General features: G+C 71.5%; 25 protein-coding genes. 6 read left to right on the forward strand and 19 right to left on the reverse strand.

Translation table 11 applies throughout. The annotated features are described in order from the left end of the window. Nucleotides 1–189: 189 nt before the first annotated feature. The 3 genes from ACIBF8_RS29420 to recO all read right to left on the reverse strand — a co-directional run bounded on the left by ACIBF8_RS29420 (nucleotide 190) and on the right by recO (nucleotide 2,130). Nucleotides 190–375, reverse strand: coding sequence for a hypothetical protein (locus tag ACIBF8_RS29420; protein WP_030336441.1), 186 nt, complete (start codon nucleotides 373–375; stop codon nucleotides 190–192). A gap of 71 nt (nucleotides 376–446) precedes the next feature. After that, complete coding sequence (locus ACIBF8_RS29425) at nucleotides 447–1,259, reverse strand: isoprenyl transferase (protein ID WP_396787183.1); 813 nt, start codon at nucleotides 1,257–1,259, stop codon at nucleotides 447–449. A 4-nt stretch (nucleotides 1,260–1,263) separates the two neighbouring features. Next, nucleotides 1,264–2,130, reverse strand: a complete 867-nt coding sequence (gene recO / locus ACIBF8_RS29430) for a DNA repair protein RecO (RefSeq protein ID WP_396787184.1) — start codon at nucleotides 2,128–2,130, stop codon at nucleotides 1,264–1,266. A 102-nt stretch (nucleotides 2,131–2,232) separates the two neighbouring features. On the opposite strand from recO, the gene ACIBF8_RS29435 reads away from it, so the two are divergent. Further along, nucleotides 2,233–3,042: a DUF4097 family beta strand repeat-containing protein gene (locus ACIBF8_RS29435; protein WP_396787185.1), complete on the forward strand. Its 810-nt coding sequence runs from the start codon at nucleotides 2,233–2,235 to the stop codon at nucleotides 3,040–3,042. Here ACIBF8_RS29435 and ACIBF8_RS29440 read toward each other — a convergent pair. The 8 genes from ACIBF8_RS29440 to ACIBF8_RS29475 form a co-directional block, all read right to left on the reverse strand. Further along, a complete protein-coding gene (locus tag ACIBF8_RS29440; protein ID WP_396787186.1) occupies nucleotides 3,029–4,192 on the reverse strand; it encodes an acyltransferase in 1,164 nt (387 codons plus the stop codon). The two genes, ACIBF8_RS29435 and ACIBF8_RS29440, sit on opposite strands and share 14 nt — an antisense overlap. Nucleotides 4,193–4,334: 142 nt before the next feature. Continuing rightward, complete coding sequence (gene era, locus ACIBF8_RS29445; RefSeq protein WP_396787247.1) at nucleotides 4,335–5,231, reverse strand: GTPase Era; 897 nt, start codon at nucleotides 5,229–5,231, stop codon at nucleotides 4,335–4,337. A gap of 5 nt (nucleotides 5,232–5,236) precedes the next feature. Then, nucleotides 5,237–5,623 (reverse strand): cytidine deaminase, encoded by a 387-nt coding sequence (locus ACIBF8_RS29450; RefSeq protein ID WP_396787187.1) that lies wholly within the window; start codon nucleotides 5,621–5,623, stop codon nucleotides 5,237–5,239. Continuing rightward, a complete protein-coding gene (locus ACIBF8_RS29455) occupies nucleotides 5,616–7,040 on the reverse strand; it encodes a hemolysin family protein (protein ID WP_396787248.1) in 1,425 nt (474 codons plus the stop codon). Before ACIBF8_RS29455 ends, ACIBF8_RS29450 begins: the two co-directional genes overlap by 8 nt. Then, complete coding sequence (gene ybeY, locus ACIBF8_RS29460; RefSeq protein ID WP_030491788.1) at nucleotides 7,016–7,489, reverse strand: rRNA maturation RNase YbeY; 474 nt, start codon at nucleotides 7,487–7,489, stop codon at nucleotides 7,016–7,018. Before ybeY ends, ACIBF8_RS29455 begins: the two co-directional genes overlap by 25 nt. Before the next feature lie 15 nt (nucleotides 7,490–7,504). Further along, nucleotides 7,505–8,563 (reverse strand): PhoH family protein, encoded by a 1,059-nt coding sequence (locus ACIBF8_RS29465; protein WP_396787188.1) that lies wholly within the window; start codon nucleotides 8,561–8,563, stop codon nucleotides 7,505–7,507. A 131-nt stretch (nucleotides 8,564–8,694) separates the two neighbouring features. Next, on the reverse strand, nucleotides 8,695–10,092 hold the full coding sequence (locus ACIBF8_RS29470) for a serine hydrolase domain-containing protein (RefSeq protein WP_396787189.1): 1,398 nt from the start codon (nucleotides 10,090–10,092) through the stop codon (nucleotides 8,695–8,697). Further along, on the reverse strand, nucleotides 10,089–10,448 hold the full coding sequence (locus ACIBF8_RS29475; RefSeq protein WP_396787190.1) for a histidine triad nucleotide-binding protein: 360 nt from the start codon (nucleotides 10,446–10,448) through the stop codon (nucleotides 10,089–10,091). Before ACIBF8_RS29475 ends, ACIBF8_RS29470 begins: the two co-directional genes overlap by 4 nt. A 98-nt stretch (nucleotides 10,449–10,546) precedes the next feature. Here ACIBF8_RS29475 and ACIBF8_RS29480 point away from each other — a divergent pair, with 98 nt between their 5' ends. Further along, complete coding sequence (locus ACIBF8_RS29480) at nucleotides 10,547–11,308, forward strand: SDR family NAD(P)-dependent oxidoreductase (protein ID WP_396787191.1); 762 nt, start codon at nucleotides 10,547–10,549, stop codon at nucleotides 11,306–11,308. An 88-nt stretch (nucleotides 11,309–11,396) separates the two neighbouring features. Here ACIBF8_RS29480 and ACIBF8_RS29485 read toward each other — a convergent pair whose 3' ends face one another. The 3 genes from ACIBF8_RS29485 to hrcA all read right to left on the reverse strand — a co-directional run bounded on the left by ACIBF8_RS29485 (nucleotide 11,397) and on the right by hrcA (nucleotide 14,376). Then, nucleotides 11,397–12,131 carry a 16S rRNA (uracil(1498)-N(3))-methyltransferase gene (locus tag ACIBF8_RS29485; protein ID WP_396787192.1) on the reverse strand — a complete coding sequence of 245 codons (735 nt, stop codon included), beginning with the start codon at nucleotides 12,129–12,131 and terminating at the stop codon, nucleotides 11,397–11,399. Between the two features lies 1 nt (nucleotide 12,132). Continuing rightward, a complete protein-coding gene (gene dnaJ / locus ACIBF8_RS29490; RefSeq protein WP_181518639.1) occupies nucleotides 12,133–13,278 on the reverse strand; it encodes a molecular chaperone DnaJ in 1,146 nt (381 codons plus the stop codon). Nucleotides 13,279–13,353: 75 nt separating this feature from the next. Beyond that, nucleotides 13,354–14,376: a heat-inducible transcriptional repressor HrcA gene (gene hrcA / locus ACIBF8_RS29495; protein ID WP_396787193.1), complete on the reverse strand. Its 1,023-nt coding sequence runs from the start codon at nucleotides 14,374–14,376 to the stop codon at nucleotides 13,354–13,356. 225 nt (nucleotides 14,377–14,601) lie between these two features. Here hrcA and ACIBF8_RS29500 point away from each other — a divergent pair, with 225 nt between their 5' ends. After that, nucleotides 14,602–15,228: a DUF4870 domain-containing protein gene (locus ACIBF8_RS29500; RefSeq protein WP_396787194.1), complete on the forward strand. Its 627-nt coding sequence runs from the start codon at nucleotides 14,602–14,604 to the stop codon at nucleotides 15,226–15,228. A 67-nt stretch (nucleotides 15,229–15,295) separates the two neighbouring features. On the opposite strand, the gene hemW is transcribed toward ACIBF8_RS29500, so the two are convergent. Continuing rightward, nucleotides 15,296–16,519: a radical SAM family heme chaperone HemW gene (gene hemW / locus ACIBF8_RS29505; RefSeq protein WP_396787249.1), complete on the reverse strand. Its 1,224-nt coding sequence runs from the start codon at nucleotides 16,517–16,519 to the stop codon at nucleotides 15,296–15,298. A 19-nt stretch (nucleotides 16,520–16,538) separates the two neighbouring features. Between hemW and ACIBF8_RS29510 the strand changes: the two genes are divergently transcribed. From ACIBF8_RS29510 to ACIBF8_RS29520, 3 genes are all read left to right on the forward strand, one after another. Then, on the forward strand, nucleotides 16,539–17,327 hold the full coding sequence (locus tag ACIBF8_RS29510; protein ID WP_396787195.1) for an enoyl-CoA hydratase-related protein: 789 nt from the start codon (nucleotides 16,539–16,541) through the stop codon (nucleotides 17,325–17,327). Nucleotides 17,328–17,561: 234 nt separating this feature from the next. Then, a complete protein-coding gene (locus ACIBF8_RS29515) occupies nucleotides 17,562–18,422 on the forward strand; it encodes a hypothetical protein (protein WP_396787196.1) in 861 nt (286 codons plus the stop codon). 222 nt (nucleotides 18,423–18,644) lie between these two features. Next, nucleotides 18,645–19,547: a phytanoyl-CoA dioxygenase family protein gene (locus ACIBF8_RS29520; RefSeq protein ID WP_363617382.1), complete on the forward strand. Its 903-nt coding sequence runs from the start codon at nucleotides 18,645–18,647 to the stop codon at nucleotides 19,545–19,547. 187 nt (nucleotides 19,548–19,734) lie between these two features. Here ACIBF8_RS29520 and ACIBF8_RS29525 read toward each other — a convergent pair whose 3' ends face one another. The 4 genes from ACIBF8_RS29525 to ACIBF8_RS29540 all read right to left on the reverse strand — a co-directional run bounded on the left by ACIBF8_RS29525 (nucleotide 19,735) and on the right by ACIBF8_RS29540 (nucleotide 23,593). Further along, nucleotides 19,735–20,376, reverse strand: a complete 642-nt coding sequence (locus ACIBF8_RS29525; RefSeq protein WP_396787197.1) for an MOSC domain-containing protein — start codon at nucleotides 20,374–20,376, stop codon at nucleotides 19,735–19,737. 120 nt (nucleotides 20,377–20,496) lie between these two features. Beyond that, on the reverse strand, nucleotides 20,497–21,327 hold the full coding sequence (locus ACIBF8_RS29530; protein ID WP_396787198.1) for a carbohydrate ABC transporter permease: 831 nt from the start codon (nucleotides 21,325–21,327) through the stop codon (nucleotides 20,497–20,499). Continuing rightward, nucleotides 21,324–22,310 carry a carbohydrate ABC transporter permease gene (locus ACIBF8_RS29535; protein WP_396787199.1) on the reverse strand — a complete coding sequence of 329 codons (987 nt, stop codon included), beginning with the start codon at nucleotides 22,308–22,310 and terminating at the stop codon, nucleotides 21,324–21,326. The genes ACIBF8_RS29530 and ACIBF8_RS29535 overlap by 4 nt, the downstream gene beginning before the upstream one ends. Further along, complete coding sequence (locus tag ACIBF8_RS29540; RefSeq protein ID WP_396787200.1) at nucleotides 22,307–23,593, reverse strand: sugar ABC transporter substrate-binding protein; 1,287 nt, start codon at nucleotides 23,591–23,593, stop codon at nucleotides 22,307–22,309. Before ACIBF8_RS29540 ends, ACIBF8_RS29535 begins: the two co-directional genes overlap by 4 nt. Between the last annotated feature and the right edge of the window lie 238 nt (nucleotides 23,594–23,831).

The raw sequence follows: 23,831 nt of genomic DNA on the forward strand, positions 1-23,831 counted from the left end.
CACGCCGTCGCGGCTGCTGCCGGTGCCGGTGCACCGGGCGCCGCCGGCGCAGCGCAACCGGCTGGTACCGGTGGTGGTGGCCGGCGTGGTCGTGGGGGGGGGGGGGGGGGGGGGGGGGGGGGGGGGGGGGGGGGGGGGGGGCCGCGCCCCGGGGGGGGGGGGGCGGCGCCGGGGGTAGGTGGGGGTCCGTCAGAAGAAGCGGCGGCGCTTGGCCTTCTGCGGACGGATCAGGTCCGCGCCCTTGGTCAGCAACCGGGTCGCCCCGGAGGGACCACGTCGGGCCTCCAGGGTGTGGCTGAGCCGGCGAGCACCGGCAGCCGCCAGCGGCACCGCGATCGCCATCACCGCCCACTGGGCAATGCGCTTCTGGATCATGTGGGTTCACCTCCGTCAGTGGCTTCTGACGTCTCTGATACCCAGAGTGACGTGCGGGTAAGCGCGTCGGCTCAGATAACCGGGGCGACCGGGTTGGGCAGCGCTCCGCCGAAGCGTCGATCCCGCTGCGCGTACAACTCGCACGCGTACCAGAGGTGGCGGCGGTCGAAGTCGGGCCAGAGCGTGTCCAGGAAGACCAACTCGGCGTACGCGGTCTGCCAGAGCAGGAAGTTGGAGATCCGCTCCTCGCCGGAGGGGCGCAGGAACAGGTCCACCTCCGGGATCTCCGGGTGGTAGAGGTACTTCGCCACGGTCTTCTCGGTGACCTTCGCCGGATCCAGTCGGCCGGCTGCCACGTCCCGGGCGATCGCGGCGGCGGCGTCACCGATCTCGGCCTGCCCGCCGTAGTTGACGCAGAACTGCAGGGTCAGCGTCGAGTTGTCACGGGACATCTCCTCGGCGGTCTGCAGCTCGGAGATGACGCTCTTCCACAACCGGCCGGGCCGACCCGACCACACCACCCGTACGCCGAGGTCGACCAGCTGGTCACGGCGACGACGGATCACGTCCCGGTTGAACCCCATCAGGAACCGGACCTCGTCCGGCGAGCGCCGCCAGTTCTCGGTGGAGAACGCGTACGCCGACAGGTACGGGATGCCCATCTCGATGGCGCCCTCGATGGTGTCGAAGAGGCTGTGCTCCCCGGCCTCGTGCCCCTTGGTACGAGGCAGCCCGCGGTCCTTGGCCCAGCGACCGTTGCCGTCCATCACCACCGCCACGTGCTTCGGCACCGCCTCGGTGGGCAGCGCCGGCGGCCGGGCGCCGGACGGGTGCGGGGTCGGCGGCGTCGGCTCGCGCCGGCCGGCCTTCTTCGATCGGATCACTCGGTCACTCCCTGTTCGCGCCGTCCGCCCCGGCCTCGACGTCGCCGCGCGGCCGGAGCACCACGGCCCCGGCGCCTTCCGGCGGTGAGGCCGCGCCGGCCGCCGAGGGACCCCGGTCGACCAGCGGCAGCGAGCGTAGCGCGCGCTCCAGGTGCCACTGCAGGTGAGCCGCGACCAGCCCACTGCACTCCCGGCGTACGGCGGCGTCGGTGGCATCGGCGAGCACCCAGTCGCCGGCGGTCAGCGCGGACATCAGGTCGATGGTGGCCGGCGCGGGATGAGCCGCCCCGGGTGGCCGGCAATCCGGACAGACCGCGCCGCCGGCCGGTACGGAGAACGCCCGGTGCCGCCCGGGTGTGCCGCAGACCGCGCAGGCGACCAGCGCCGGCGCCCAGCCGGCGAGGGACATCCCGCGCAGCAGGTACGCGTCGAGCACCAGGGTGGTGGCGTGCTCGCCCCGGGACAGCGCCTTCAGCGCGCCGACGGTGAGCTGGAACAGCCGCAGCGACGGCTCCCGCTCCACCGGGGTCAGCCGCTCGGCGGTCTCGGCGATCGCGCTGGCCGCCGTGTAGCGCGGATAGTCGCCCAGGAACCGCTTGCCGTACAGGTCGATGCCCTCGACCTGGCTGACGGTGTGCAGTGAGCTGCCGTGGTTGCCCTTCGGATCACCGGCGAGTTGGAGGTCGACGTGGCCGAACGGCTCCAGCCGGGCGCCGAACTTGCTGGTGGTGCGGCGGATCCCTCGGGCCACCGCGCGCAGCCGACCGTGCCGGCGGGTGAGCAGGGTGATGATCCGGTCGGACTCGCCGAGCTTCTGCACACGCAGCACCACCGCGTCGTCGCGGTAGAGCTGTCGGCGATACCCGGCCATCGGGCCATTCTCCCTCGGGGTGTGAAATCAGGGTTGGTTCGGGGTGCAAGCGCGGATGAACCCCGATGCGGCCGACTCGTGCCCGGCCGTAGCGTGCTGCTCATGGCACTGCACCTGACCTCCACCACTCCCCGTCGGCGTCGCGTCGCCGCTCCCGTCGCGCTGGGGCTCGCCACCACCCTCATCGTGCTCGTCGGGTGCGACAACCTGGCGATGCGTCGGCTCGACTACGACGACACCGAGCCGGTGAAGATCACCACGATCCGGGTGCTGCCGGGTGCCGGTGACGTGATCGTCCGGGGCAGCGGCACGGCGGGCGAGGTGCGGATCAAGCGCGTGGTGCGCTACCAGGGCGGCGAGCCCAGGGCCCGATACGAGATCAAGGGCGCCGAACTGGTGTTGGACACCGACTGTGGCGACCGGTGCTCCGTCTCCTACGAGGTGACCGTCCCGGAGGGCGTCACGCTCCAGGGCGAGTCCGGCTCTGGTGACGTCGAGCTGAGCAAGGTCGGCGCGGTGGACATTCGACTGGGCTCGGGCGATGTGCGGGTCAGCGGCGCCACCGGCGCGGTCGAGGTGGAGACCGGCTCCGGCGACATCGAGGTCAGTGAGATCAACGGGGCCGTCCGCCTGCGCGCCGGGTCGGGTGACATCACCGCGCGACGGCTCGGCGGCACGACGGACGCCGAGGCCGGCTCCGGCAATGTCACCATCGAGCTGGACAAGCCCGCCGCGACGCGGGCGCACGCGTCCAGTGGCGATGTGACGATGCTGGTGCCGGCGGGCAGCTACCGGGTGCGTTCCCACACCGGTTCCGGTGACGCGCGGGTCACCGTCGCCGACGACCCGGCCGCGTCCCTGGTGCTCGACGGTTCGACCGGTAGCGGCAACGTGACGATCAGCCAGCGTTGAGGTCGATGCTGGCCGGCTCCTCGGCCGCCCGCTGGGCCGGCACCGCGGCCCGGTCGGTGACCCGCCCGCCTGATCCGGCACGTGATCGGGCGGGCGACCCCGCGTCGGCCTCGACGCAGGGCTCCGCGGCGTCGGGCGCCCGAGCCGGCCCCGTCGAGCCGCCGGGGATCAGCTCCGGGCGGCGGCGGGCCGCCACGTCCTCGACCCAGCCGACGGCCAGGGTGACCAGCCCGACCAACGCGAAGACCAGCAGCACCCGGATGGCCAACCCCACCGGGTCCTGATGGGACCAGCCCACCACGTCGACCAGCGGAGTGAGCGCCACCACGAACGGCATGTGCCAGAGGTAGACGGTGAGCGCCCGCCGGTTGAGCACTGTCACCGCCCGATCGGCCAGTCGGCTCCGGCTCAACCAGGCGATCCCGGCCGGCGCCCGACCCAACACGATCAGGATGAACGCGGCCGACCAGAGGGCGTTACCCAGGTGGTTGTCGTTGAGGTCGTACCCGCGCGGCCCCGGATGCCCGACGATCCAGACGCCGCCGGCCACGGCGAGGGCGAGCGCCGACGGGTACAGCAGCCAGCCGGAGAGTCGGCGCAGCATCCCGGCGTGGTGGGCGAAGCCGAGTAGCCAGGCTCCGAAGTAGAGCCCGAACTCGCGCAGTACCGGCGGCGCCGGGTAGATCCCCACCTCGATCGTCACCAGCAACAGGTACGGGGCGAGCAGGGTCGGCAGCGGGGCCCGCCGGAACAGCCAGAACGCGATCGGCGAGGCGAACACGAACCACAGGTAGTCGCGCAGGTACCAGATGATGCTCAGTGCCAACGCACCCCAGTGGTTGGCCGGTGGATCGGCGATCGGGAACAACCACAGCAGCACCCGAGGGCTCAGCGGCAGCCCGGTGAACAGCATGGCCGGCACGAAGACCACCGCGAGCACCCACAACGACGGCAGCAGCCGACGCAGCCGACGTCCGACCGCCGCCGGCCCGGAGCGGGTCAGCGACGCGGCCATCAGCGAGCCCGCCAGCGCGAACATCACCGACATGGCGGGGAAGACGAGGGTGAGGGTCGCCCATCCGGTGACGTGGTAGACCACCACTCGAACGATGGCCAGGAAACGGAGGAGGTCGAGGTACCTGTTGCGCATCAGCCTGCCAGGGTCGAAAACTCGGGGTACAACTCCCCTACCCCGTACGCTGCCCGCACCAAACGGCCACCAAACCAACCGGGCATGAACACCTTACTCCGAGGCCCACGACGCCACCCCGGCCGTCGCTCGGCGAGGTGAGTCAAAATCCCAACCTGCGCAGCTGCCTCGGATCGCGCTGCCAATCCTTCGCGACCCGCACGTGCAGGTCGAGATAGACCCGGCCGCCGAGCAACTCCTCGATCTGCTTACGGGCGGTGGTGCCGACCTCCTTGAGCCGGCTCGCCTTGTGGCCGAGCACGATGGCCTTCTGGCTGGGCCGCTCCACGTACAGGTCGGCGTAGATCTTCATGACCTGACCCTCGGGGATCATCTCCTCCACCACCACGGCGATGGAGTGCGGCAGCTCGTCGCGGACCCCCTCCAGGGCAGCCTCCCGGATCAGCTCCGCGACCAGCACCTGCTCGGGATCGTCGGTGAGCATGTCGTCCGGGTAGAGCTGCGGCGACGGCGGCAGGTAGCTGGTCATCACGTCGACCAGCGTGTCCACCTGGTGCCCGGACACCGCGCTCACCGGCACGATCTCGGCGAACTCCCCCATCTTGCTGACCGCTAGCAGCTGCTCCGCCAGGCGACGCTTGTCCACCAGGTCGGTCTTGGTGACCACCGCCAGCACGGTCGCCTTCAACTCGGCCAGCTCACCGGTGATGAACCGGTCACCGCGCCCGACCGGCTCGTCGGCCGGGATGCAGAGGCCGATCACGTCGACCTCGGTCCAGGTGGACCGGACCAGGTCGTTGAGGCGTTCGCCGAGCAGCGTACGGGGGCGGTGCAGGCCAGGGGTGTCGACGAGGACCAGCTGCGACTCCGGTCGGTGCAGCACCGCCCGGATGACGTGTCGGGTCGTCTGCGGCTTGTTCGAGGTGATGGCGATCTTGGTGCCGACGATGGCGTTGGTCAGCGTCGACTTGCCGGCGTTGGGTCGGCCGACGAAGCAGCCGAACCCGGCCCGGTACGGTCGCGCCTCCGGATCCTGCACCGGGCTCACTGGCTCACCGTGCCGAGGACCGTGCCGTCCGGAGCGGCCACGTGGATCGGTGCGTCCGCCGCCAGGTCCCGCACCGCCGCGTACCCGGCACCGTCCAGCGTCGACGCCTCGGTCACCACCACCGCGGCCTCCAGTCGGCTCGCCCCGGCCGCCACCGCCGAGGCGACCGCCAACTGCAACGCGGTGAGCGTCAGCGAGGGCAGCGCGACACTGGCCGCCGCGTACGTGCGACCGTCCTGGTCGCGGACCGCGGCGCCCTCCACGGCGCCGACCCGCGCCCGGGCTCCCCGGGCCAGGACGACGAGCTTGCCGTCCTCGGCGCTGAGTGCGCCCGACGCGGTGGGGGCGGGCCGGGCGGCAGGCGCGGCGGGTGTGTCAGGCATCGGCGGGTTGCCTCTCGTCGTCTCGGTAGTTGTCCGTGTCGTCCCCGGGGCCAGCGTGCTCGCCGCGCCCCGCACTGTCCTGTTCATGGCCCGGCTCCACCCGGCTGACCAGCACGGTGTCGATCCGGTTGCGCCGGCCGGTGGTGCCCTCGGCGACCAGTCGGAGACCGGCTACCTCGGCCTCGGCCCCCGGAAGCGGCACCCGCCCCAGCGACTGGGCGAGCAGGCCGCCGACCGTCTCCACCTCGTCGGTGGGCAGGTCGGTGTCGAACATCTCGCCCAGATTCTCCACCGGCAGGCGAGCGGTCACCCGCACCGAGGAGTCCGCCAGGCGTTCGACGGGCGGGCGCTCGACATCGTACTCGTCGGTGATTTCACCGACGATCTCCTCCAGGATGTCCTCGATGGTGACCAGGCCGCCGGTGCCGCCGTACTCGTCGACCACGATGACCAGGTGGTTGCGGGCCGCCTGCATCTCGGACAGCAGGTCGTCGACCGGCTTGGACTCCGGCACGAAGGTCGCGGGGCGCATCAGCTCGGCCACCGGCAACTGCTCGGCCCTCGGGTCCCCGCCCCGGGAGCGCCGGATCAGGTCCTTGAGGTAGAGCACACCCAGCACGTCGTCGACGCTCTCGCCGATCACCGGGATGCGGGAGAAACCGGACCGCAGGAAGAGCGCCAGCGCCTGCGCGAGCGTCTTGCCCTCCTCGATCCACACCATCTCCGTACGCGGCACCATCACCTCGCGGGCGATGGTGTCGCCGAGCGCGAAGACGGAGTGGATCATCTGGCGCTCACCGTGCTCGACCACGCCGCGTTGCTCGGCCAGATCGACCAGCTCCCGCAACTCCACCTGGGTGGCGAACGGGCCCTCCCGGAAGCCGCGCCCCGGGGTGACCGCGTTGCCGATCAGGATCAGCAGCGACGCGAGCGGGTTGAGCGCCCGGCCCAGCCAACGGACCAGCGGCGCCACCGCACGACCCACGGCGTACGCGTGCTGCCGGCCGATGGTGCGCGGGGCGACGCCGACCACCACGAAGCTGACCACGGTCATCGCGCCGGCGGTCACCAGGGCGGCCCGCCAGCCGGCGCCGAAGCTGTCCACCGCGACGAGCGCCACCAAGGTGGTGGCGGTCAGCTCGGCGAGCAGCCGCAACAGCAGGAGCAGGTTGAGGTGCCGGACGACGTCGCCGGCCACGACCTGGAGGGTACGGGCGCCGCGTACGCCGTCGCGGGCCAACTCGGCGGCTCGGGCCGGCGAGACCGCGGCGAGTGCCGCCTCGGTCATCGCGATCAGGCCAGCCAGCACCACCAGGCCGGCCGCGAAGACGATCAGCTGGAAGTCGGGAAGGCCGGCGGTGGCGCCGGCCGCCAGTAACGGAGGAGTGGACATCACTGGGTGCGGGTCGACCGCCAGCTCGCCAGCAGTCGAGCCTGGAGGGCGAACATCTCCCGCTCCTCCTCCGGCTCGGCGTGGTCGTAGCCGAGCAGGTGCAGCACCCCGTGCACGGTCAGCAGGTGCAGCTCGTCGGCCGGCGCGTGCCCGGCGGTGGCCGCCTGCTTGGCCGCCACCTCGGGGCAGAGCACGATGTCGCCGAGCAGGGCGGGCTCGCCGCCGGCCGGGGCGGACTCACCCGGGCCGTGGTCGACACTGCCCTCGTCCATGGGGAAGGCGAGCACGTCGGTCGGGCCGTCGCCACCCATCCAGCGGTGGTTCAGCTCGGTCATGTAGTCGATGTCGACCAACAGCACGGACAGCTCGGCGAGGGGGTTGACCCCCATCTCGTCGAGGGCGTGCCGGGCGACGGCGAGCACGGCGTCGGTGTCGACGTCGACACCGGACTCGTTGGCGATCTCGATGGACAACTGCTTTCCTCTGCTTTAGCGGCGGCGGCCGGCCCGGCCGCCCTGGGCGGGTCGCCCAGGCACGGCGTGAACGCCCTGCGCCTGCTGATTCTCCCGCTCGGCGTCCCAGCGGGCGTACGCGTCGACGATCTCCCCGACCAGCCGGTGGCGGACCACGTCGGAGCTGGACAACTGGGAGAAGTGCACGTCGTCGACGTTTTCCAGGATCTCCCGAACCACGCGCAGGCCGCTGCTCGTCCCGCCGGGAAGGTCCACCTGGGTGATGTCACCGGTCACGACGATCTTGGAATTGAAGCCGAGTCGGGTGAGGAACATCTTCATCTGCTCGGGCGTCGTGTTCTGCGCCTCGTCCAGGATGATGAACGCGTCAGAGAGCGTACGGCCCCGCATGTAGGCCAGCGGGGCGACCTCGATCGTCCCTTGGGCCATCAGCTTCGGGATCGTCTCCGGGTCGAGCATCTCATGCAGCGCGTCGTAGAGCGGGCGCAGGTACGGGTCGATCTTCTCGTTCAGCGTGCCGGGCAGGAAGCCCAGCCGCTCGCCCGCCTCGACCGCCGGCCGGGTGAGGATGATCCGGTTGACCTGCTTGGCCTGCAACGCCTGGACGGCCTTCGCCATCGCCAGGTAGGTCTTTCCGGTGCCGGCCGGGCCGATGCCGAAGACGATGGTGTGGGTGTCGATCGCGTCGACGTACTTCTTCTGCCCGAGCGTCTTGGGGCGGATGGTGCGCCCGCGCCGGGAGAGGATGTTGAGCGTCAGGACCTCGGCGGGCCGCTCGGCGCTGCCCTCCTCGAGCATGCCGACGGTACGCCGGACGGCGTCAGTGGTCAGGGTCTCGCCTTTCTCGATGAGTTCGAGGAGCTCGCTGAAGACCCGCTCGGCAAGGGCGTTGTCCGCGGGGTCACCGGTGATGGTGATCTCGTTGCCGCGGACGTGCACGTCACTGTTGACCGAGCGTTCGACGAGTCGAAGGATCTCGTCGCCTGCGCCGAGCAGATTGACCATGATCTTCGGGTCGGGCACGGTGATCCTGGTCTGCACCCGGGGCGGGCCGGGAGGTGGGGTGCCGGTCATAGGTCGGGCCGAAGGGCCCTGCGCCACCTGCTCTCGATCTCGGCGCCGGCCTGCTGGCCTGGCGTGCGGACGTTACACCCATCGTATCGGTTCAACGCGGGCCGCATCGCGCCCATTTCCGCTGGCCGCGATCAACTCCCGACCCGGAAGTCGTACCGGTCGAAGGTCTCCTGGTGACGGGTGAACCGGTAGGTCGCCCAGTGCATTCGGACCACCGCGCCGGCCTCGTCGCGGGTCAGCCGCAGCAGCTCACCGACCTCCCGACCGGAGACCGTGCGGAACACGTCCGGCTGGTCCGCCAGTGGGGTGAAGATCGCCGGAGGTCGTCCGGCCGGGTCGGCGACCCCGCGCGCCCGCAGGGTGCCGTCGTGCCAGGAGAAGACGTACTCGGACCCTTCCCCCCACCAGCGGCCGAGCGCACCCCGCAGGGCCGCCGGCGCGGGTGGGCCGGGTCGCCAGGGCTCGATCTCGGCCGGGTCGTGCTCGACCGCTGCGGCGAGCAGCCGGTGCGGCAGGTCGAACACCTCGGTCGCCGTGCCGGACGAGCCGAGCACCGCGGCGCCCATCGCGCCGGCCGTGCCGTCGCCGCCCCGGCGGCCGTACACCCCGGCGAGGAAGCCGGGCATCGCCCCGTCGTGCCCCACGTGCATCACCCGCTCCCCCTGCGGGATCAGGATCAGCCCGAGCCCGAAGCCCGCGCCCCAGAGCGTCTCGTCGGTGGTGGTCAGCGGCCAGCGCATCTCGTCGAGGGTGGCCGGGGCGAGCACCGCGCCGGCCGGGTCCAACGCCGCCGGGTCGGCCAGGAACGCCGCCCAGCGGGCCATGTCGATCGCGGTGCTCCAGAGCTGGGCGGCCGGACCGACCGCGCCGAAGTCGGTCGGCGGTTCCGGGTGCGCCTCGTCGGAGTACGCGTCGACCAGGAAACCGGTGGCCGCCGTCGGCCGGGGGGTCACGGTGGTGTCGGTCAGCCCCAGCGGTGTCAGGATCCGCTCGGTGAGCGCCTGCGCCCAGCTCACCCCCCGCAGCCGGGCGACGAGTTGACCGAGGACGGCCAGGCCCAGGTTGGAGTAGTGGAACCGGCGGCCGGTCGGCAGCACCCGCTCGGCCCGGTCCAGCTCCGCGACCAGTTGCTCGGCGTCCGGCGCGCGCAGGCTGTCCCAGACATCGCCGAACGGCTCACGTTGCAGGCCACCGGTGTGCGACAGCAACCGGCGTACGGTCAGCTCGCCGTGTGCCGGGAGGTCCAGGTGCCGGCCCACCGGGTCGTCCAGGTCCAGCAACCCGTCGTCGCGGCACTGCAGGACCAGCACCGCGGTGAACGTCTTGGTGACCGAGCCGATCCGGAACTGGGTGTCCGACCCCAGCGGGCTGTCGGTGCCGGTCGCACCGACGGTGCAGCTCCAGAGCGGCCGGTCGGCCCGGTGCAGCGCCACCGACACCGCCGGTACCCGGGCCTCGGCCTGTACCCGCCGGACCAACCGGCCCAGGTGCTCAGCCACCCGGGTGTCGGGCGCCGGACCCGTGGTCACGCCAGGTTCCGGGCGAGCATCGGGCCCAGCGGCGCGCCACCGAGCAGATGCGCGTGCACGTGGAACACCTCCTGCCCGCCGTACGCGCCGGTGTTGAACATCAGCCGGAAGCCGTCGCCGAGCAGGCCCTCGTCCTCGGCCACGGCGGCGGACGTCGCCAGCACGTCGGCGGCCAGCGCCGGGTCACCCTGGGCGAGCGTGGCAACGTCGGCGTAGTGCTCCTTCGGAATGACCAGGACGTGCACCGGCGCCTTCGGGTCGATGTCGCGAAAGGCGAGCGTGGTGTCGGTCTCCCGGACCACGGTGGCCGGGATCTCCCCGGCGGCGATGCGGCAGAACAGGCAGTCGGATCCCATCGGGGCAGTGTAAGGAGTAACGGGCCGGGGGCGCTCCGGCCCAGCATGCGCCGCCGGCCTGTTCGCCCGGGAGGTACGGCTGAGGCAGGATGGCCGGCATGACGAATCGGGCGGTACTCGTGACCGGGGCCTCGCGCGGGATCGGCCGGGCGGTGGCGAAGGCGTTCGCGGCCGGCGGCGACCGGGTCGCCCTTCACCACCGAGACTCCGCCGACGCGGCCGAGCAGGTGCGCGAGAAGCTCCCTGGCAGCGGGCACGTGGTGGTCCGCGCCGACCTCACCGACCCGGACGCGGTCCGGGACATGGTCGACCGGGCCGCCGAGCTGCTCGGCGGGCTGGACGTGCTGGTCAACAACGCCGGGACGTACGGCGACCGGGACGACCCGCACCCGATCTTCGGCACCTCCTACGAACAGTGGCAGCAGCGCTGGCGGCAGGTGCTGGAGACCAACCTGACCGGCGCCGGCAACGTCATCTGGTGTGCCGCCCAGCACATGCGGGAACGCGGCGGGCGGATCGTCAACGTCTCGTCCCGGGGCGCGTTCCGTGGCGAGCCGCACCAGCCGGCGTACGGCGCCAGCAAGGCGGGACTGAACGCGCTGGGCCAGTCCCTCGCGGTGGCACTCGCGCCGTACGGCATCGCGGTGGCCACCGTCGCACCGGGCTTCGTGGCGACCGACATGGTCACCGAGTACCTGCGCGGTGAGGAGGGCGCGGCCATCCGGGCGCAGAGCCCGTTCGACCGGGTGGGCAAACCGGAGGAGATCGCCGCCGCCGTGCACTGGCTGGCCTCGCCGCAGGCCGAGTGGGCCTCCGGTACGATCGTCGACCTCAACGGCGCCTCCTACCTACGCAGCTGACCGCCCGTTCCGACAAGATCTTGGAAGAAAAAGGCCCTTCCCGGGGCGCATTCCTTCCAAGATCTCGCTGAGGATGCGCGTTGCCGCGCTACCAGCGGCCCAGTCGGGTGGCGAGCACCGCGAGGGCCGCCACCCCGGCGGTGGAGGTGCGCAGCACGGCCGGCCCGAGGCGTACGGGTCGACCACCGGCCTCCTGGAAGGCGGTCAGCTCGGCCGGGGCGATGCCACCCTCCGGGCCGACCACCAGGACGATCTCCCCAACGGACGGCAGCTCGGCGGTGGTCAGCCGCTCCTGCGCCTCCTCGTGCAGCACGAAGGCGGCGGCGGCACCGGCGATCCGGCGGGCCACCGTGGCGGTGGACTCGTCCGGCGCGCCGGCCACCACCGGCAGCCACGGCCGGCGGGCCTGCTTGGCCGCCTCCCGGGCGGTGGCCACCCACTTCTCCCGGGCCCGTACGCCCCGGTCGCCGCGCCACTGGGTCACCGAACGCGATGCCGCCCAGGGCACGATCTCGTCCACCCCGACCTCGGTCATCGCCTGCACGGCCAACTCGCCCCGATCACCCTTGGCGATGCCCTGCACGGTGACGATCCGGGGTACGGGCGCGTCCGCGTACCCCCGGGAGGTGATGCTGACCTCCAGGCTGCCCCGGCCGACGGCGGTGACCACGGCGGCGGCCGTGCCGCCCCGGCCGTCGGCGAGCAGCAGCTCCTCGCCGACGCGCAACCGCTGCACGGTGGCGGCGTGGTGCCCCTCCGGGCCGTCCAGGGTCAGCGCGTCGCCGGTGGGCAGCGCCTCGACCAGGAACAGCGGCGCGGACACCTCAGGCGTGCCCGTTGAACGCGTCGCGCATCCGGGAGAAGAAGCCGCCCTGCTTGGACAGCTCGGCGACCTCCTCACCGCGGGTCTTGGCGAAGTCGCGCAGCATCTTCTCCTGGTCCGGGTCGAGCTTGGTCGGCGTGCGCACGTCCAGGTGCACGTAGAGGTCGCCACGGCCGGTGCCGCGCAGGTGCGGCACACCCCGGGCGCGCAGCCGCAGCGTGCTGGCCGGCTGGGTGCCGGCCTTGACGTCGACCGTCTCCTCGCTGTCCAGCGTCTTGATGGTGAGGCGGGTGCCCAGCGCCGCCGCCGTCATCGGCACGGTGACCCGGCAGTGCAGGTCGTCGCCCTTGCGGGAGTACACGTCGTGCGGGCGCTCGTGGATCTCCACGTAGAGGTCGCCGGCGGTGCCGCCACCCGGGCCGACCTCACCCTGCTGGGCCAGCCGGATCCGCATGCCGTCCTCGACGCCGGCTGGGATCTTGACGGTCAGCGAGCGGCGGGTACGCACCCGGCCGTCGCCGGCGCAGGTGGGGCAGGGGTGCGGGATGGTGGTGCCGTAGCCCTGGCACACCGTGCACGGCCGGGCGGAGACCACCTGGCCGAGGAAGGTGCGCTGCACCGACTGCACCTCGCCCCGACCGCCGCACGCCTCGCAGGTGGCCAGGTGCGTGCCGGCGGCCGTGCCGGCACCGGAGCAGGTGGTGCAGAGCACCGCAGTGTCGACCGTGATCGGCGCCTCGACGCCGAACGCCGTCTCGTGCAGGTCGAGCTCGAGACGCAGGATCGCGTCGGCGCCCGGCCGGGTACGCGGACGTGGGCCACGGGCGCCACCGCCCGCTCCGCCGAAGAACGCGTCCATGATGTCCTGGAAGCCGACGAACGGCCCGGCCCCGCCGGGACCCCCCGGCCCGCCGGCGCCACCGCCACCCGGGGCGAGCGGGTCGCCACCCAGGTCGACGATCTGCCGCTTCCGGTCGTCCGAGAGGACCTCGTACGCGGCGTTGATGTCCTTGAACTTCTCCTGAGCCTCCGGGTCCGGATTGACGTCCGGGTGGAACTGGCGCGCCAGCTTGCGGTAGGCGCGCTTGATCTCGTCATCGGAGGCTTCCCGGCTCACACCGAGAATGCCGTAGTAGTCCCTGGCCACTGCGTTCCGTGTCCTCATGTTCGTCTCGCGTTGCGCCGGTCGGCGGCCGCAGCCGGCCGCATCGGCCCTGACCAATCAGTTCTGGGCCAGCAACTCGCCCACGTAGCGTGCCACGGCGCGCACCGTGGCGATGTTGCCGGGGTAGTCCATCCGGGTCGGCCCCAGCACCCCCAGGCCGCCCACGATGGTGGCGCCCGGGCCGTAGCCGGTGCTGACCACCGAGGCGGCGCGCAGGTTGTCGAACTCGTTCTCGTCGCCGATCAGCACCCGGGTCGTGCTCGGCTCGGTCTCACCGATGAGCTTGAGCAGCACGACCTCCTCCTCCAGCGCCTCGAGGATCGGCCGTAGCGAGCCTTGGAAGTCGAGCAGGCCGCCCCGGGTGAGGTTCGCGGTGCCGGCGAGGGCGATTCGCTCCTCGTGCCGCTCGACAAGCGTCTCCAGCAGGACGGTGGCGAGCGTGGTCATGGTCGGACGCAGCTCGGGCGGCGCCTCCTCGACCAGCGCCTGCACCAGCGGTGGCGTCTCGGACAATCGGGCGTTGGCGAGCTTCTCGTTGATCAGTCGGCGCAGGTCGGTGACGTTGTCGGCGGACACCGGCCCGGGCAGCTCCACGAGCCGCTGCTCCACCCGCCCGGTGTCGGCGATCATAACGAGCATCAGCCGGGTGGTGGAGATCGGCACCAGCTCCAGGTGACGCACCGAGGAGCGGGCCAGGCTCGGGTACTGCACGACCGCGACCTGCCGGGTCAGCTGCGCGAGCAGCCGGACCGTGCGGTGCACCACGTCGTCGAGGTCGACCGCGCCGACCAGGAAGCGCTCGATGGCGCGGCGCTCGGCCGGGCTGAGCGGCTTGACCCGGGACAACCGGTCGACGAAGAGGCGGTAGCCGCGATCGGTGGGCACCCGGCCGGCGCTGGTGTGCGGCTGCCGGATGTAGCCTTCCTCCTCCAGCACGGCCATGTCGTTGCGGACCGTGGCCGGGGAGACCCCGAGCTGGTGCCGCTCGACCAGCGCCTTGCTGCCGACCGGCTCCTGGGTGGAGACGTAGTCCTCGACGATGGCGCGGAGCACGGCGAGTTTCCGGTCGTCGAGACCCATCCTCCGCACCTCCTGTCGCACGTCGGCCGCCGGCACCGTAGGCCGACCAGACCGTCCTGGCACTCGACTGTAACGAGTGCCAGTCTACGTCGGCGGGCCCGCCGACGCGATGATCAACGGCCACCCGTCGGTGCGGCCCGCGCCACCCCGCTGGGCCGATCGGCCCGCATCGCCGGGCGGTATCGCTCTGGTGCGGCGTTGCCACCGGCCCCTACCGTGACATCCATGACTGAACCTCCTCGCCCTCCCGGCTCGGGTGACCCCGGCAACTACCCGCCGGAGCCGACCTCGCCGGGCCCATCCCCGTCGGCCGAGCCGCCCACCGCACCACTGTCCGGGGCACCCGGCCCGGCCGGCTATCCCCCGCCCGGTGGCTATCCGCCGCCCACCGGTGACCAACCGCCGTCAGGCGGCTACCCTCCGGCAGGCGGCTATCCCCCGCCCGGGGGCTATCCCCCGGCCGGCGGCTACCCGACCGGTGGGGCGTACGGCGGCCCCGGCGGCGGCTACGCCAACAACGAGGACAAGACCTGGGCGCTGGTCGCGCACTTCGGCGGCGCCGTCGGCGCGCTGGTCAGCTTCGGTCCGCTGGGCTTCGTCGCCCCGCTCATCGCCTACCTGGCCCGCGGCCAGCAGTCGCCGACCGTCCGGGCGCACGCCCTGGCCGCCCTGAACTTCCAGATCCTCTGGTCGATCATCGCGTTCGTGCTGCTCTTCGTGAGCTGGTGCCTGCTCTTCCTGCCCAGCATCGCCGTCGTGGTGATCCAGATCCTGTTCGGGATCATCGCCGGCATGAAGGCCAACGAGGGCACCCCGTACCGCTATCCGATGACGGCGAACTTCATCAAGTGACCCGGGCCGGCCGCTCTCCCGGCCGGTCCGGAGCACCGCTGCCCTCGCCCGGGGGCAGCGGTCCTGCTCAGGGCAGCAGGTCGCGCACCACCGCGTCGGCGAGCAGCCGGCCGCGCAGGGTGAGCACGGCCCGACCGGCCGCGTACTCGTCGGCAGCCAGCAGACCGTCGGCCAGCGCCCGCTCGGCGCCGGCCCGGCCGGTGGCGTCGAGCACCGCCAGCGGCAGGCCGCTGGCCAGCCGCAGCCGGAGCATCACGTCCTCCATGTGCGCCTCGTCGACGGTGAGCACCTCGCGGGCCAGTCCGGGCGACGCGCCGGCGGCCAACCGCTGGGCGTACGCCGTGGGGTGTTTGACGTTCCACCAGCGCACCCCGCCGACGTGGCTGTGCGCCCCCGGCCCCAGCCCCCACCAGTCCGCGCCGGTCCAGTAGAGCAGGTTGTGCCGGCAGCGGGCCTGCTCGGTGCTGGCCCAGTTGGAAACCTCGTACCAGGAGAGGCCGGCCGCGTCGAGCGCGGCCTCCGCGGCCAGGTAGCGGTCGGCGGCCACGTCGTCACTGGGGTACGCCAGCTCGCCGCGTCGCATTCGCGCGGCGAGCCGGGTGCCGTCCTCGACGATCAGGGCGTACGCGCTGACGTGATCCACCCCGGCGGCCACGACCTGCTCCAGCGAGCCGGCGAAGTCCTCGGCCCGCTCCCCCGGAGTGCCGTAGATCAGGTCCAGGTTGACGTGCTCGAACCCGGCGTCGCGCGCCTCCAGGGCGGCGGCGGTGGCCCGGCCGGCGCTGTGTTTGCGGTCCAGGATCGCCAGCACTCCCGGGGACGCGGACTGCATGCCGAGCGAGATCCGGGTGTAGCCGGCGGTCCGCAGCAGCTTCAACGATTCCGGGGTGACCGACTCAGGGTTGGCCTCGGTGGTCACCTCGGCGTCGGCGGCCAGCCCCCAGGTGCGGTCGATGGCGTCGAGGATGCGGGCCAGGTCGTCGGCGGGGAGCAGGGTGGGAGTGCCGCCGCCGACGAAGACGGTATCGACCCGGGGCGGCGGGTTGTCGCCGAGCACCCGGGCGGCGAGCGCCAGCTCGGCCAGGACGGTGTCGGCGTACCCCTCCCGGCTGGCACCGCCGCCCAGCTCGGCTGCCGTGTAGGTGTTGAAGTCGCAGTAGCCGCAGCGGCTGGCGCAGAACGGCACGTGCACGTACACGCCGAAGCCGCGCGCGCCGACCGCCGCGGTGGCGGTGGCGGGCAACGATCCGTCGACGGGGACGGTCTCACCATCTGGAAGGACGCCGGGCATGGCCACTAGTGTGCCCGGCATGACCTCTCCCGACGTCCTCGTGCGGGTCGCCACGGCCCGTGGGGTGACCACCCTCACCCTGGACAGCCCGCACAACCGCAACGCGCTCTCCACCGGCCTGATGACCCAACTGCTGGCCGGGCTGGCGGACGCGGTCGCCGACGAGGTGGTCCGAGTGATCGTGCTCGACCACACCGGCCCGGTCTTCTGCTCGGGCGCGGACCTGAAGGAGACCGCCGCGGCGTACGCCAGCGGCACGGTGCCGGCCGGCATGCTGGGCGACGTGCTCGCGGCGCTCTGGGAGTGCCCGAAGCCGGTGTTGGCCCGGGTCGGCGGGCCGGCGCGGGCCGGCGGGCTGGGCCTGATCGCCGCCGCCGACCTGGCGGTCTGCGCCGATGAGGCGACGTTCGCGTTCACCGAGGTACGCATCGGGGTGATTCCGGCGGTGATCTCGGCGACCGTGCTGCCGCGGCTGCACCCCCGCGCCGCCGCGGAGCTGTACCTGACCGGGGACACCTTCGACGGTCGCCGGGCCGCCGACATCGGGCTGGTCACGGCCTCGGTCCCGGCGGACGGGTTGGACGACGCGGTACGGGGTTACTGCGACTCGCTGGTGCGCGGCGCGCCCGGGGCGCTGGCCGGCGCGAAGGAGTTGCTGCGCCGTCCGGGTACCGCCGAATTGCGCGCCGACCTGGCCCGGCTGTCCGCCGTCTCGACCGGCTACTTCCTCTCCGACGAGGGACGCGAGGGGGTCACCGCGTTCCGCGAACGTCGACCGGCGCGCTGGGTGCCCGCTCTCGACGGCTGAGGCGTTTCCGCCTACCCGGTGACGCGCTACCCGGTGACGCGCGCGACAGACCTCCGGGGCGGGTGACAGGAACGGGCAGGTGAGATCGCGCCCAGAGCGGGAAGGTCGCCGACCGGTACGCGACAGCGGAGCCGACCTCGAACCGGCCGAGCCAGCCACGATGGGGCCGGAACCGCTCGGACGACACGGAGTGCACGTTCGGGGACGTACTCTTGGCTGACTGTCGATCTGGGGGTGTGGGTGCGAACTCGGGCAACCGTGGCGGGTGGAGTGGTGCTCATCCTCGTCGCCGTGATCGCAATCTGGCTCGTCGTACGGCAGGTCGGCGACAACCTCCAGCTGCCCCTGGTGGCCCGGAAGTGCACGGTGCAGGCCGATGGCCGGGTCGCGCTGGACGCCGACCAGATGGCCAACGCGGCGACCATCGCGGCGATCGGCACGAAGCGCGGAATGCCCGAGCGGGCCGTCGTGGTCGCGCTCGCCACCGCCTACCAGGAGTCCGGGCTGCGTAACCTCGCCGACGGCGACCGCGACTCGGTCGGCCTGTTCCAGCAGCGACCGAGCCAGGGCTGGGGCACCCCCGCCCAGATCCGCGATCCGCGCTACGCGGCCAACCGGTTCTACGCGGCCCTCAAGAAGGTGCGCGGCTGGGAGGAGATGCGGGTCACCGACGCCGCCCAGCGGGTGCAGCGCTCGGCCTTCCCCGAGGCGTACCAGAAGTGGGCCGACGACTCCGAGGTGCTCAGCCGAGCCCTGCTCGGCGACGCCAGCGGAGCGGTCACCTGCACGGTGGGGCGTACCCCGGCGATGCACGGCGCGGCGGCGGCCGCGCAGCTGACCCGCAACCTGGTGCTGGACTGGGGGTTGAAGGGCACCGACCCGACGGACCCGACCGGGTTGGCGGTGACCCCGGGCGACCAGCGCGACGGCTGGCGGTACGCGCACTGGCTGGTGTCGCACGCCCAGGACCACGGGGTGAAGCGGGTCCGCTTCGGCGACCTGGAGTGGACCGCCCGGGCCGGCTCCTGGGGTCGGGTCGACGGACAGCAGGGCCCCGTCGGCCAGGTGGTGGCCGAGGTGTTCAACGAGGGTTGAGCGGACCCCGATCTCTTAACCGGCGGTCACCGCACAATCGGACAAATCCCATTAGAGCGCTCCATTGATCGCCTAAATCTCACTCTGTGCTGTTTCCCCGCTGCGTGGGGTCCCACTGCCGCCCAATCCGTCAACACACCCTCCCCGATGCCTGGGCCATCGCGTTACGATCGGCGGCCTGTGCCAGAAAAGGTTTCACCTCATGGGGAGGGGTACGACGCGGTGTTCGATTACGGCGACCGGACCGGTTACGAACCGATCAGCGACACTGACCGCAAGGAGTTCCACGAGCAGGGTTTCCTCCTGCTGCGCAACGTCCTGACGGAGGACCACCGGGCGGCGCTGGAGGCGGCGGTCGACCGCGTCTACGCGGAGGAGCAGGCGAAGGGCACCACCAAGAAGGACGGCACCCTGCACCTGCTGGGCTTCCTGGAGCGCGACGAGCTCTTCGGTGAGCTGCTGACCCACCCGATCGCCTTCCCGTACATGTGGGGGCTGGCCGGCTGGAACATCTACACCCACCACAACCACCTGGACGTCACGCCGCCGGCGCTCGAGCCGGAGAAGCCCTACTGGGGCTGGCACCAGGACGGGTACCGGCAGAACTCCGACCCGGAGACGATGGACCCGAACCTGCCCCGGCCGATGTTCTCGCTGAAGGTCGCGTACGTGCTGTCGGACCTCTCCGAGACCGGCCGCGGCGCCACCAAGGTCATCCCGGGCAGCCACCTGTGGAACTCGCTGGACCGGCCCAAGGACCTCAGCGTGCACAACCCGGACCCGGAGGGCACGGTGGAGATCACCGCGAACCCGGGCGACGCCTTCATCTTCGACCGCCGGCAGTGGCACTCGCGGTCGACGAACCTGTCGAACATCACCCGCAAGATGCTCTTCGTCGGCTACACCTACCGGTGGATCCGTCCGCTGGACGAGCTGCACCCCGACGTGAACGGCGAGTGGTACCGCAACCGGACCCCGGTGCAGCGCCAGCTGATCGGTGAGGGCACCCACACCGCCAACTACTGGGGCATCAACTGGGACGGGTACGTCGACGACGAGATCCCGTTGCGCAAGGAGCTCAAGGAGCGCGGTCTGCTCGACCGCAACATCCCCTGGCTCCGCTGAACCCCTGCTCGCAGGACGGCCCCCTGCCACCGTTGTGCGCTGGCAGGGGGCCGTTGCACGTCCGCTCCCCCGGACCCTCCGCCGCCGCGGGCCCCTCATCGGGATCCTTCCGGGCCGAATCCCGTGCCGTGCCCGTCGGTGCTGCCCGGACTCCCGTCGCGGGATCGTGGCGGCTACCGTCGGCCGGTCAGCCCCGGGAGGCGAGTCGGCGGCGGGCCTTCTCCCGGATCGGCTCCGGCAGGTCCTCGGCGTCGAGTAGCCGAGGCAGCAACTCCGGCTCCAGGCTGGTCGCCCGGAACACCTCGCCGATGGTCACACCGTGCGCCGGCCGCTCCACCACCTCGATCGGGTCGCCCGCACCGACCTCCCCCTCGCGCAGCACCCGCAGGTACGCCCCGGGCGCTGCCCGGACCGTGAACCGCTTGATCAGATCCGGTACGCCCCAGAACCCGGCGAAGGTGGTGCAGGGGGTGCGCGGCTTGGTGACCTGGAGAAGGGCGGAACCGACCTGCCACTGCTCGCCGATCACCGCACCCGTCACGTCGATCGCGTAGGTGGTCAGGTTCTCACCGAAACCGCCGGGCGCTACGGCCCGGCCCAGCTCGGCCGTCCACCAGGCGGCGTCCTCCTCCGCGTAGGCGTAGACCGCTTGGTCAGGACCACCGTGATGGGCCCGCTCGGCGATGAAGTCACCCGCCAGGCCGCCGGTGAGCAGCGGCACCGGCCCGTCGACTGGACGCTTGTCGATGCCACTGCGACCGCTCGCGTCGCCGGCCCACTCCGCCTCGGTCACGATGCCGAGGTTCACCGCTGCCACCCTGCCCGTCATGACCGTCAGCCTAGGGCGTGTTTTGGAAGTGTCGGTCGGCGCAGGCCGGCCAGCACTTGCAAACACGCTCTGGTGGCGGTCGGCGGCCAGCCCTCGTGCGGCGCGCGGCCAGCGCCGGGGTCAGCCCTTGACGGCGCCGGCCACCAGGCCGGAGACCATCCGGCGCTGCACCAGCAGGAAGAAGATGATGACCGGCAGGGTGAACAGGGTGGACGCGGCCATCACCGGCCCCCAGTTGGTGTCGTCCCGACCGAAGAAGAAGGTCATCGCCACCGGCAGCGTGTAGCTCCCCTGGTCGTTGATGAACGTCAACGCGAAGATCAGCTCGTTCCACGCGGTGATGAAGGAGAAGATGCTGGTGGCCACCAGGCCGGGCGCGACCAGCGGGAAGAGGACCCGGCGGAAGGTCTGGGCCCGGCTCGCCCCGTCGATCGCCGCCGCCTCCTCCAACTCCTTGGGCACGGCGGCGACGAAACCGCGCAGCATCCAGACCGCGAACGGCAGCGAGAAGCCCAGGTAGGTGAGGATCAGACTGGGCAGGGTGTTGTAGAGCCCCAGCCGCTGGATCATCAGGAACAGTGGAATGACCAGCGCCTCCAGCGGGATCATCTGCACCACCAGCAGCATGATCAGGAAGCTGGTCCGCAGCCGGAACCGGAACCGGGCCACCGCGGTCGCGGCGAGCAACGCCACCAGACCGCTGAGCACCACCGTGGAGACGGCGACCAGCGCGCTGTTGAGGAAGAAGTCGAGGAAGCTGACGCCGGGGATCAGGTTGCCGGTCAGGATCTCCCGGTAGTGCGCCAACGTCGGATGGGTCGGCACCGGCTGCGGGGTGGCCGAGAAGATCTCGTCGCTCGGCTTCAGCGAGGTGGAGATCATCCAGTAGACCGGGAACGCCGCGAAGAGCGCGACCAGCAGCCCGGCGCCGTTGAGGGCGATCTTCTTCACGACTCGTCCTCCTGCCTGAGCACCATCCGTACGTAGAAGCCGGTGACCACGAGCAGGATCAGCGTGAGGATCACCGCGATGGCCGCGCCGAGCCCGTACTTCGGCGGCGGAGAGAAGGCTTCGGCGTACGAGTAGATGGCGAGCATGAACGTCGGCCGGTCCTGGGTGCCGCCGGCCAACACGAACTGCTGGGTGAAGACCTTGAAGTCCCAGATGGTGGAGAGCACGATCAGGATCCCGAAGACCGGGCGCAGCAACGGGAAGGTGATCTTCCAGAACACCCGCCACGGGCTGGCGCCGTCCACCCGGGCCGCCTCGTGCAGTTCACTCGGCACGCTCTTGAGACCAGCCAGCACGCTCACCGCGATGAACGGGAACGAGTGCCAGACCACCACCAGGGTGAGGATCGCGAAGAAGAGCAGCGGCGAGTTGAACCAGCCGTAGCCGGTCCAGTCGCTGCGCCCGAACAGGCTGGTCGAGAGACCGTCCGGCAACGCGTTGAACAGCCACGTGACCAGGCCGCTCGTGTCGTCGAAGATCCACTTCCAGACGATCGTGCCGGTCAGCGCCGGCGTGGCCCAGGCGAGCATCACGCAGCTGGCCACGAACGTCGCCATCTTGCGACCGAGCCGGTTGAGCAGCAGCCCCACCAGGGTGCCGAGCACCATCGTGAGCAGCACGTTGGCCGCGGCGAACAGCACGGTGTTGCGCAGCACGGTCAGGAAGAACGGGTCGGAGAGGATCTGGGTGTAGTTGCCGAGCCCCACCCACGGCCACTCCCGGTCGCCGCGCAGTTGCCGGACGCTGTTCAACCGGTAGAAGGACATCACCACCACCTGGCCGAGCGGCCAGAGCAGCAGCACCCCGATGATCACCAGGGCGGGCAGGAGCAGCAGGTAGGGCAGGCGGTCCACCCGGCGACGCCGCCGCGCGGGGGTCTCCCGCGCGGCGGCCGTCCCCGGCACCTCGGTCAGCGTGGTCACTTGGCGTTGAGGATGCTTTCCATCTCACCGGCCGCATCGGCGGTAGCCTTCTCGACCGTCTTCTGACCCTTCATGACCGAGCTGTTCATCGCCTGGGTCACCGTCTTCGTCCGGCTGACCTCGACCCACTTCGGGGTGAGCGGCGTGAGCTTGGTGTTCTGCATGGTGGTGGCGAACGCCGCCATCACCTTGTCGTTGGCGTACGTGCCACCGGAGACCAGGTCCTGGTAGACCGGGAAGAAACCGAGGCTGCTCGCGAAGGTCTGCGCGTTCTTCTTGTTCAGCAGCACGGTCAGGTAGTCCCAGGCCAGGTCCTGCCGCTCGCTGTCCTTCCAGATCGCCACGTCCGAGCCACCCGCGAAACCGGGCGCCGCCTTGCCGTCCGGGCCGGGGATCGGGAACGTACCCCAGACCTTCTCGATCTCGGGGTTGTCCTTCTTGATGGCGCCCTGCTGCCAGCTGCCGGCGAAGGCCATCGCGGCCTTGCCGGTGGCGAACTGGGTACGCGCGTCGATCTCGTTCCAGCCCGCCGCCGCCGGCGGGGCCACCTTGTGCACGGTCACCAGATCCGTCCAGAACTTGACGGCCCGCTGCGCCTCGGGGGTGGTGTAGCCGGACTTCCAGGTGCCGCCCTCGTTGCTGGCGATCTCGCCGCCCGCGCCCCAGAGGAAGGAGTAGAAGGGCAGTTCGGAATTGCCGGGCAACGCAATGCCGTAGGTGCCCTTCTTCTTCGCCTGCACGGCCTTGGCCACGGTGACCAGGTCATCCCAGGTCTTCGGGGGCTGCACGCCGGCCTCGGCGAACCAGTCGGTGCGGTAGTAGATCGCCCGCACACCCGCGTACCAGGGCACGCCGTACTGCTTGCCATCGAGCTGCGCGTTGCGCACCAGGTCCGGCAGCAGGTCCTTGCCGTCGGTCCAGCCACCCATCCGACCAGTCACGTCGGCGAGCGCCTCCTGGGCGGCCCAGCCCTGGGTCTCGGTGTTGCCCAGCTCGGTGATGTCCGGTCCCTCACCACCGGCGAGCGCGGCCTGGAACTTCTTCGGCGCCTCGAGCCAGGGGATGTACTGCACGACCACGTCGGTGTCGGGGTGCTTCTGGCGGAACTCGGCCTCGACACCGTCGAGGAAGGAGTTCTGCGCGTCCCCGCCCTCGCCCATCATCCAGACCGTGAGCTTGCTGTCGTCGGCCGCGTCGTCGCCGGAGCCCCCACAACCGGTCAGCACCATCGCGGCCGAGGCCACCATGGCGGTGACCGGGGCCAGCCGCTTCCACCTGTTCACGCCACTTCTCCCCTCGCGCCACTTGGAACTAACCTTCTCCGCCGCACCCTAGTACGGAGAATTCCTTTACGACAGTGGGCGGGACTGGCCGAAGCGTCGCGACCGTACCGCAGCGGCCCGACGAGCGACGCCCTGGCACCGGGCCGAAGCCGGGCACTTCAGCACGAAAGAGCGCCCGACTCTCGGCCGGGCGCCCTTTCCGTCGTGCTGTCCTACCAGTGCTGTGGTGTCGCCAGAT

Origin of the sequence: Micromonospora sp. NPDC050276, assembly GCF_044459545.1 — a bacterium.
Classification (GTDB): domain Bacteria; phylum Actinomycetota; class Actinomycetes; order Mycobacteriales; family Micromonosporaceae; genus Micromonospora.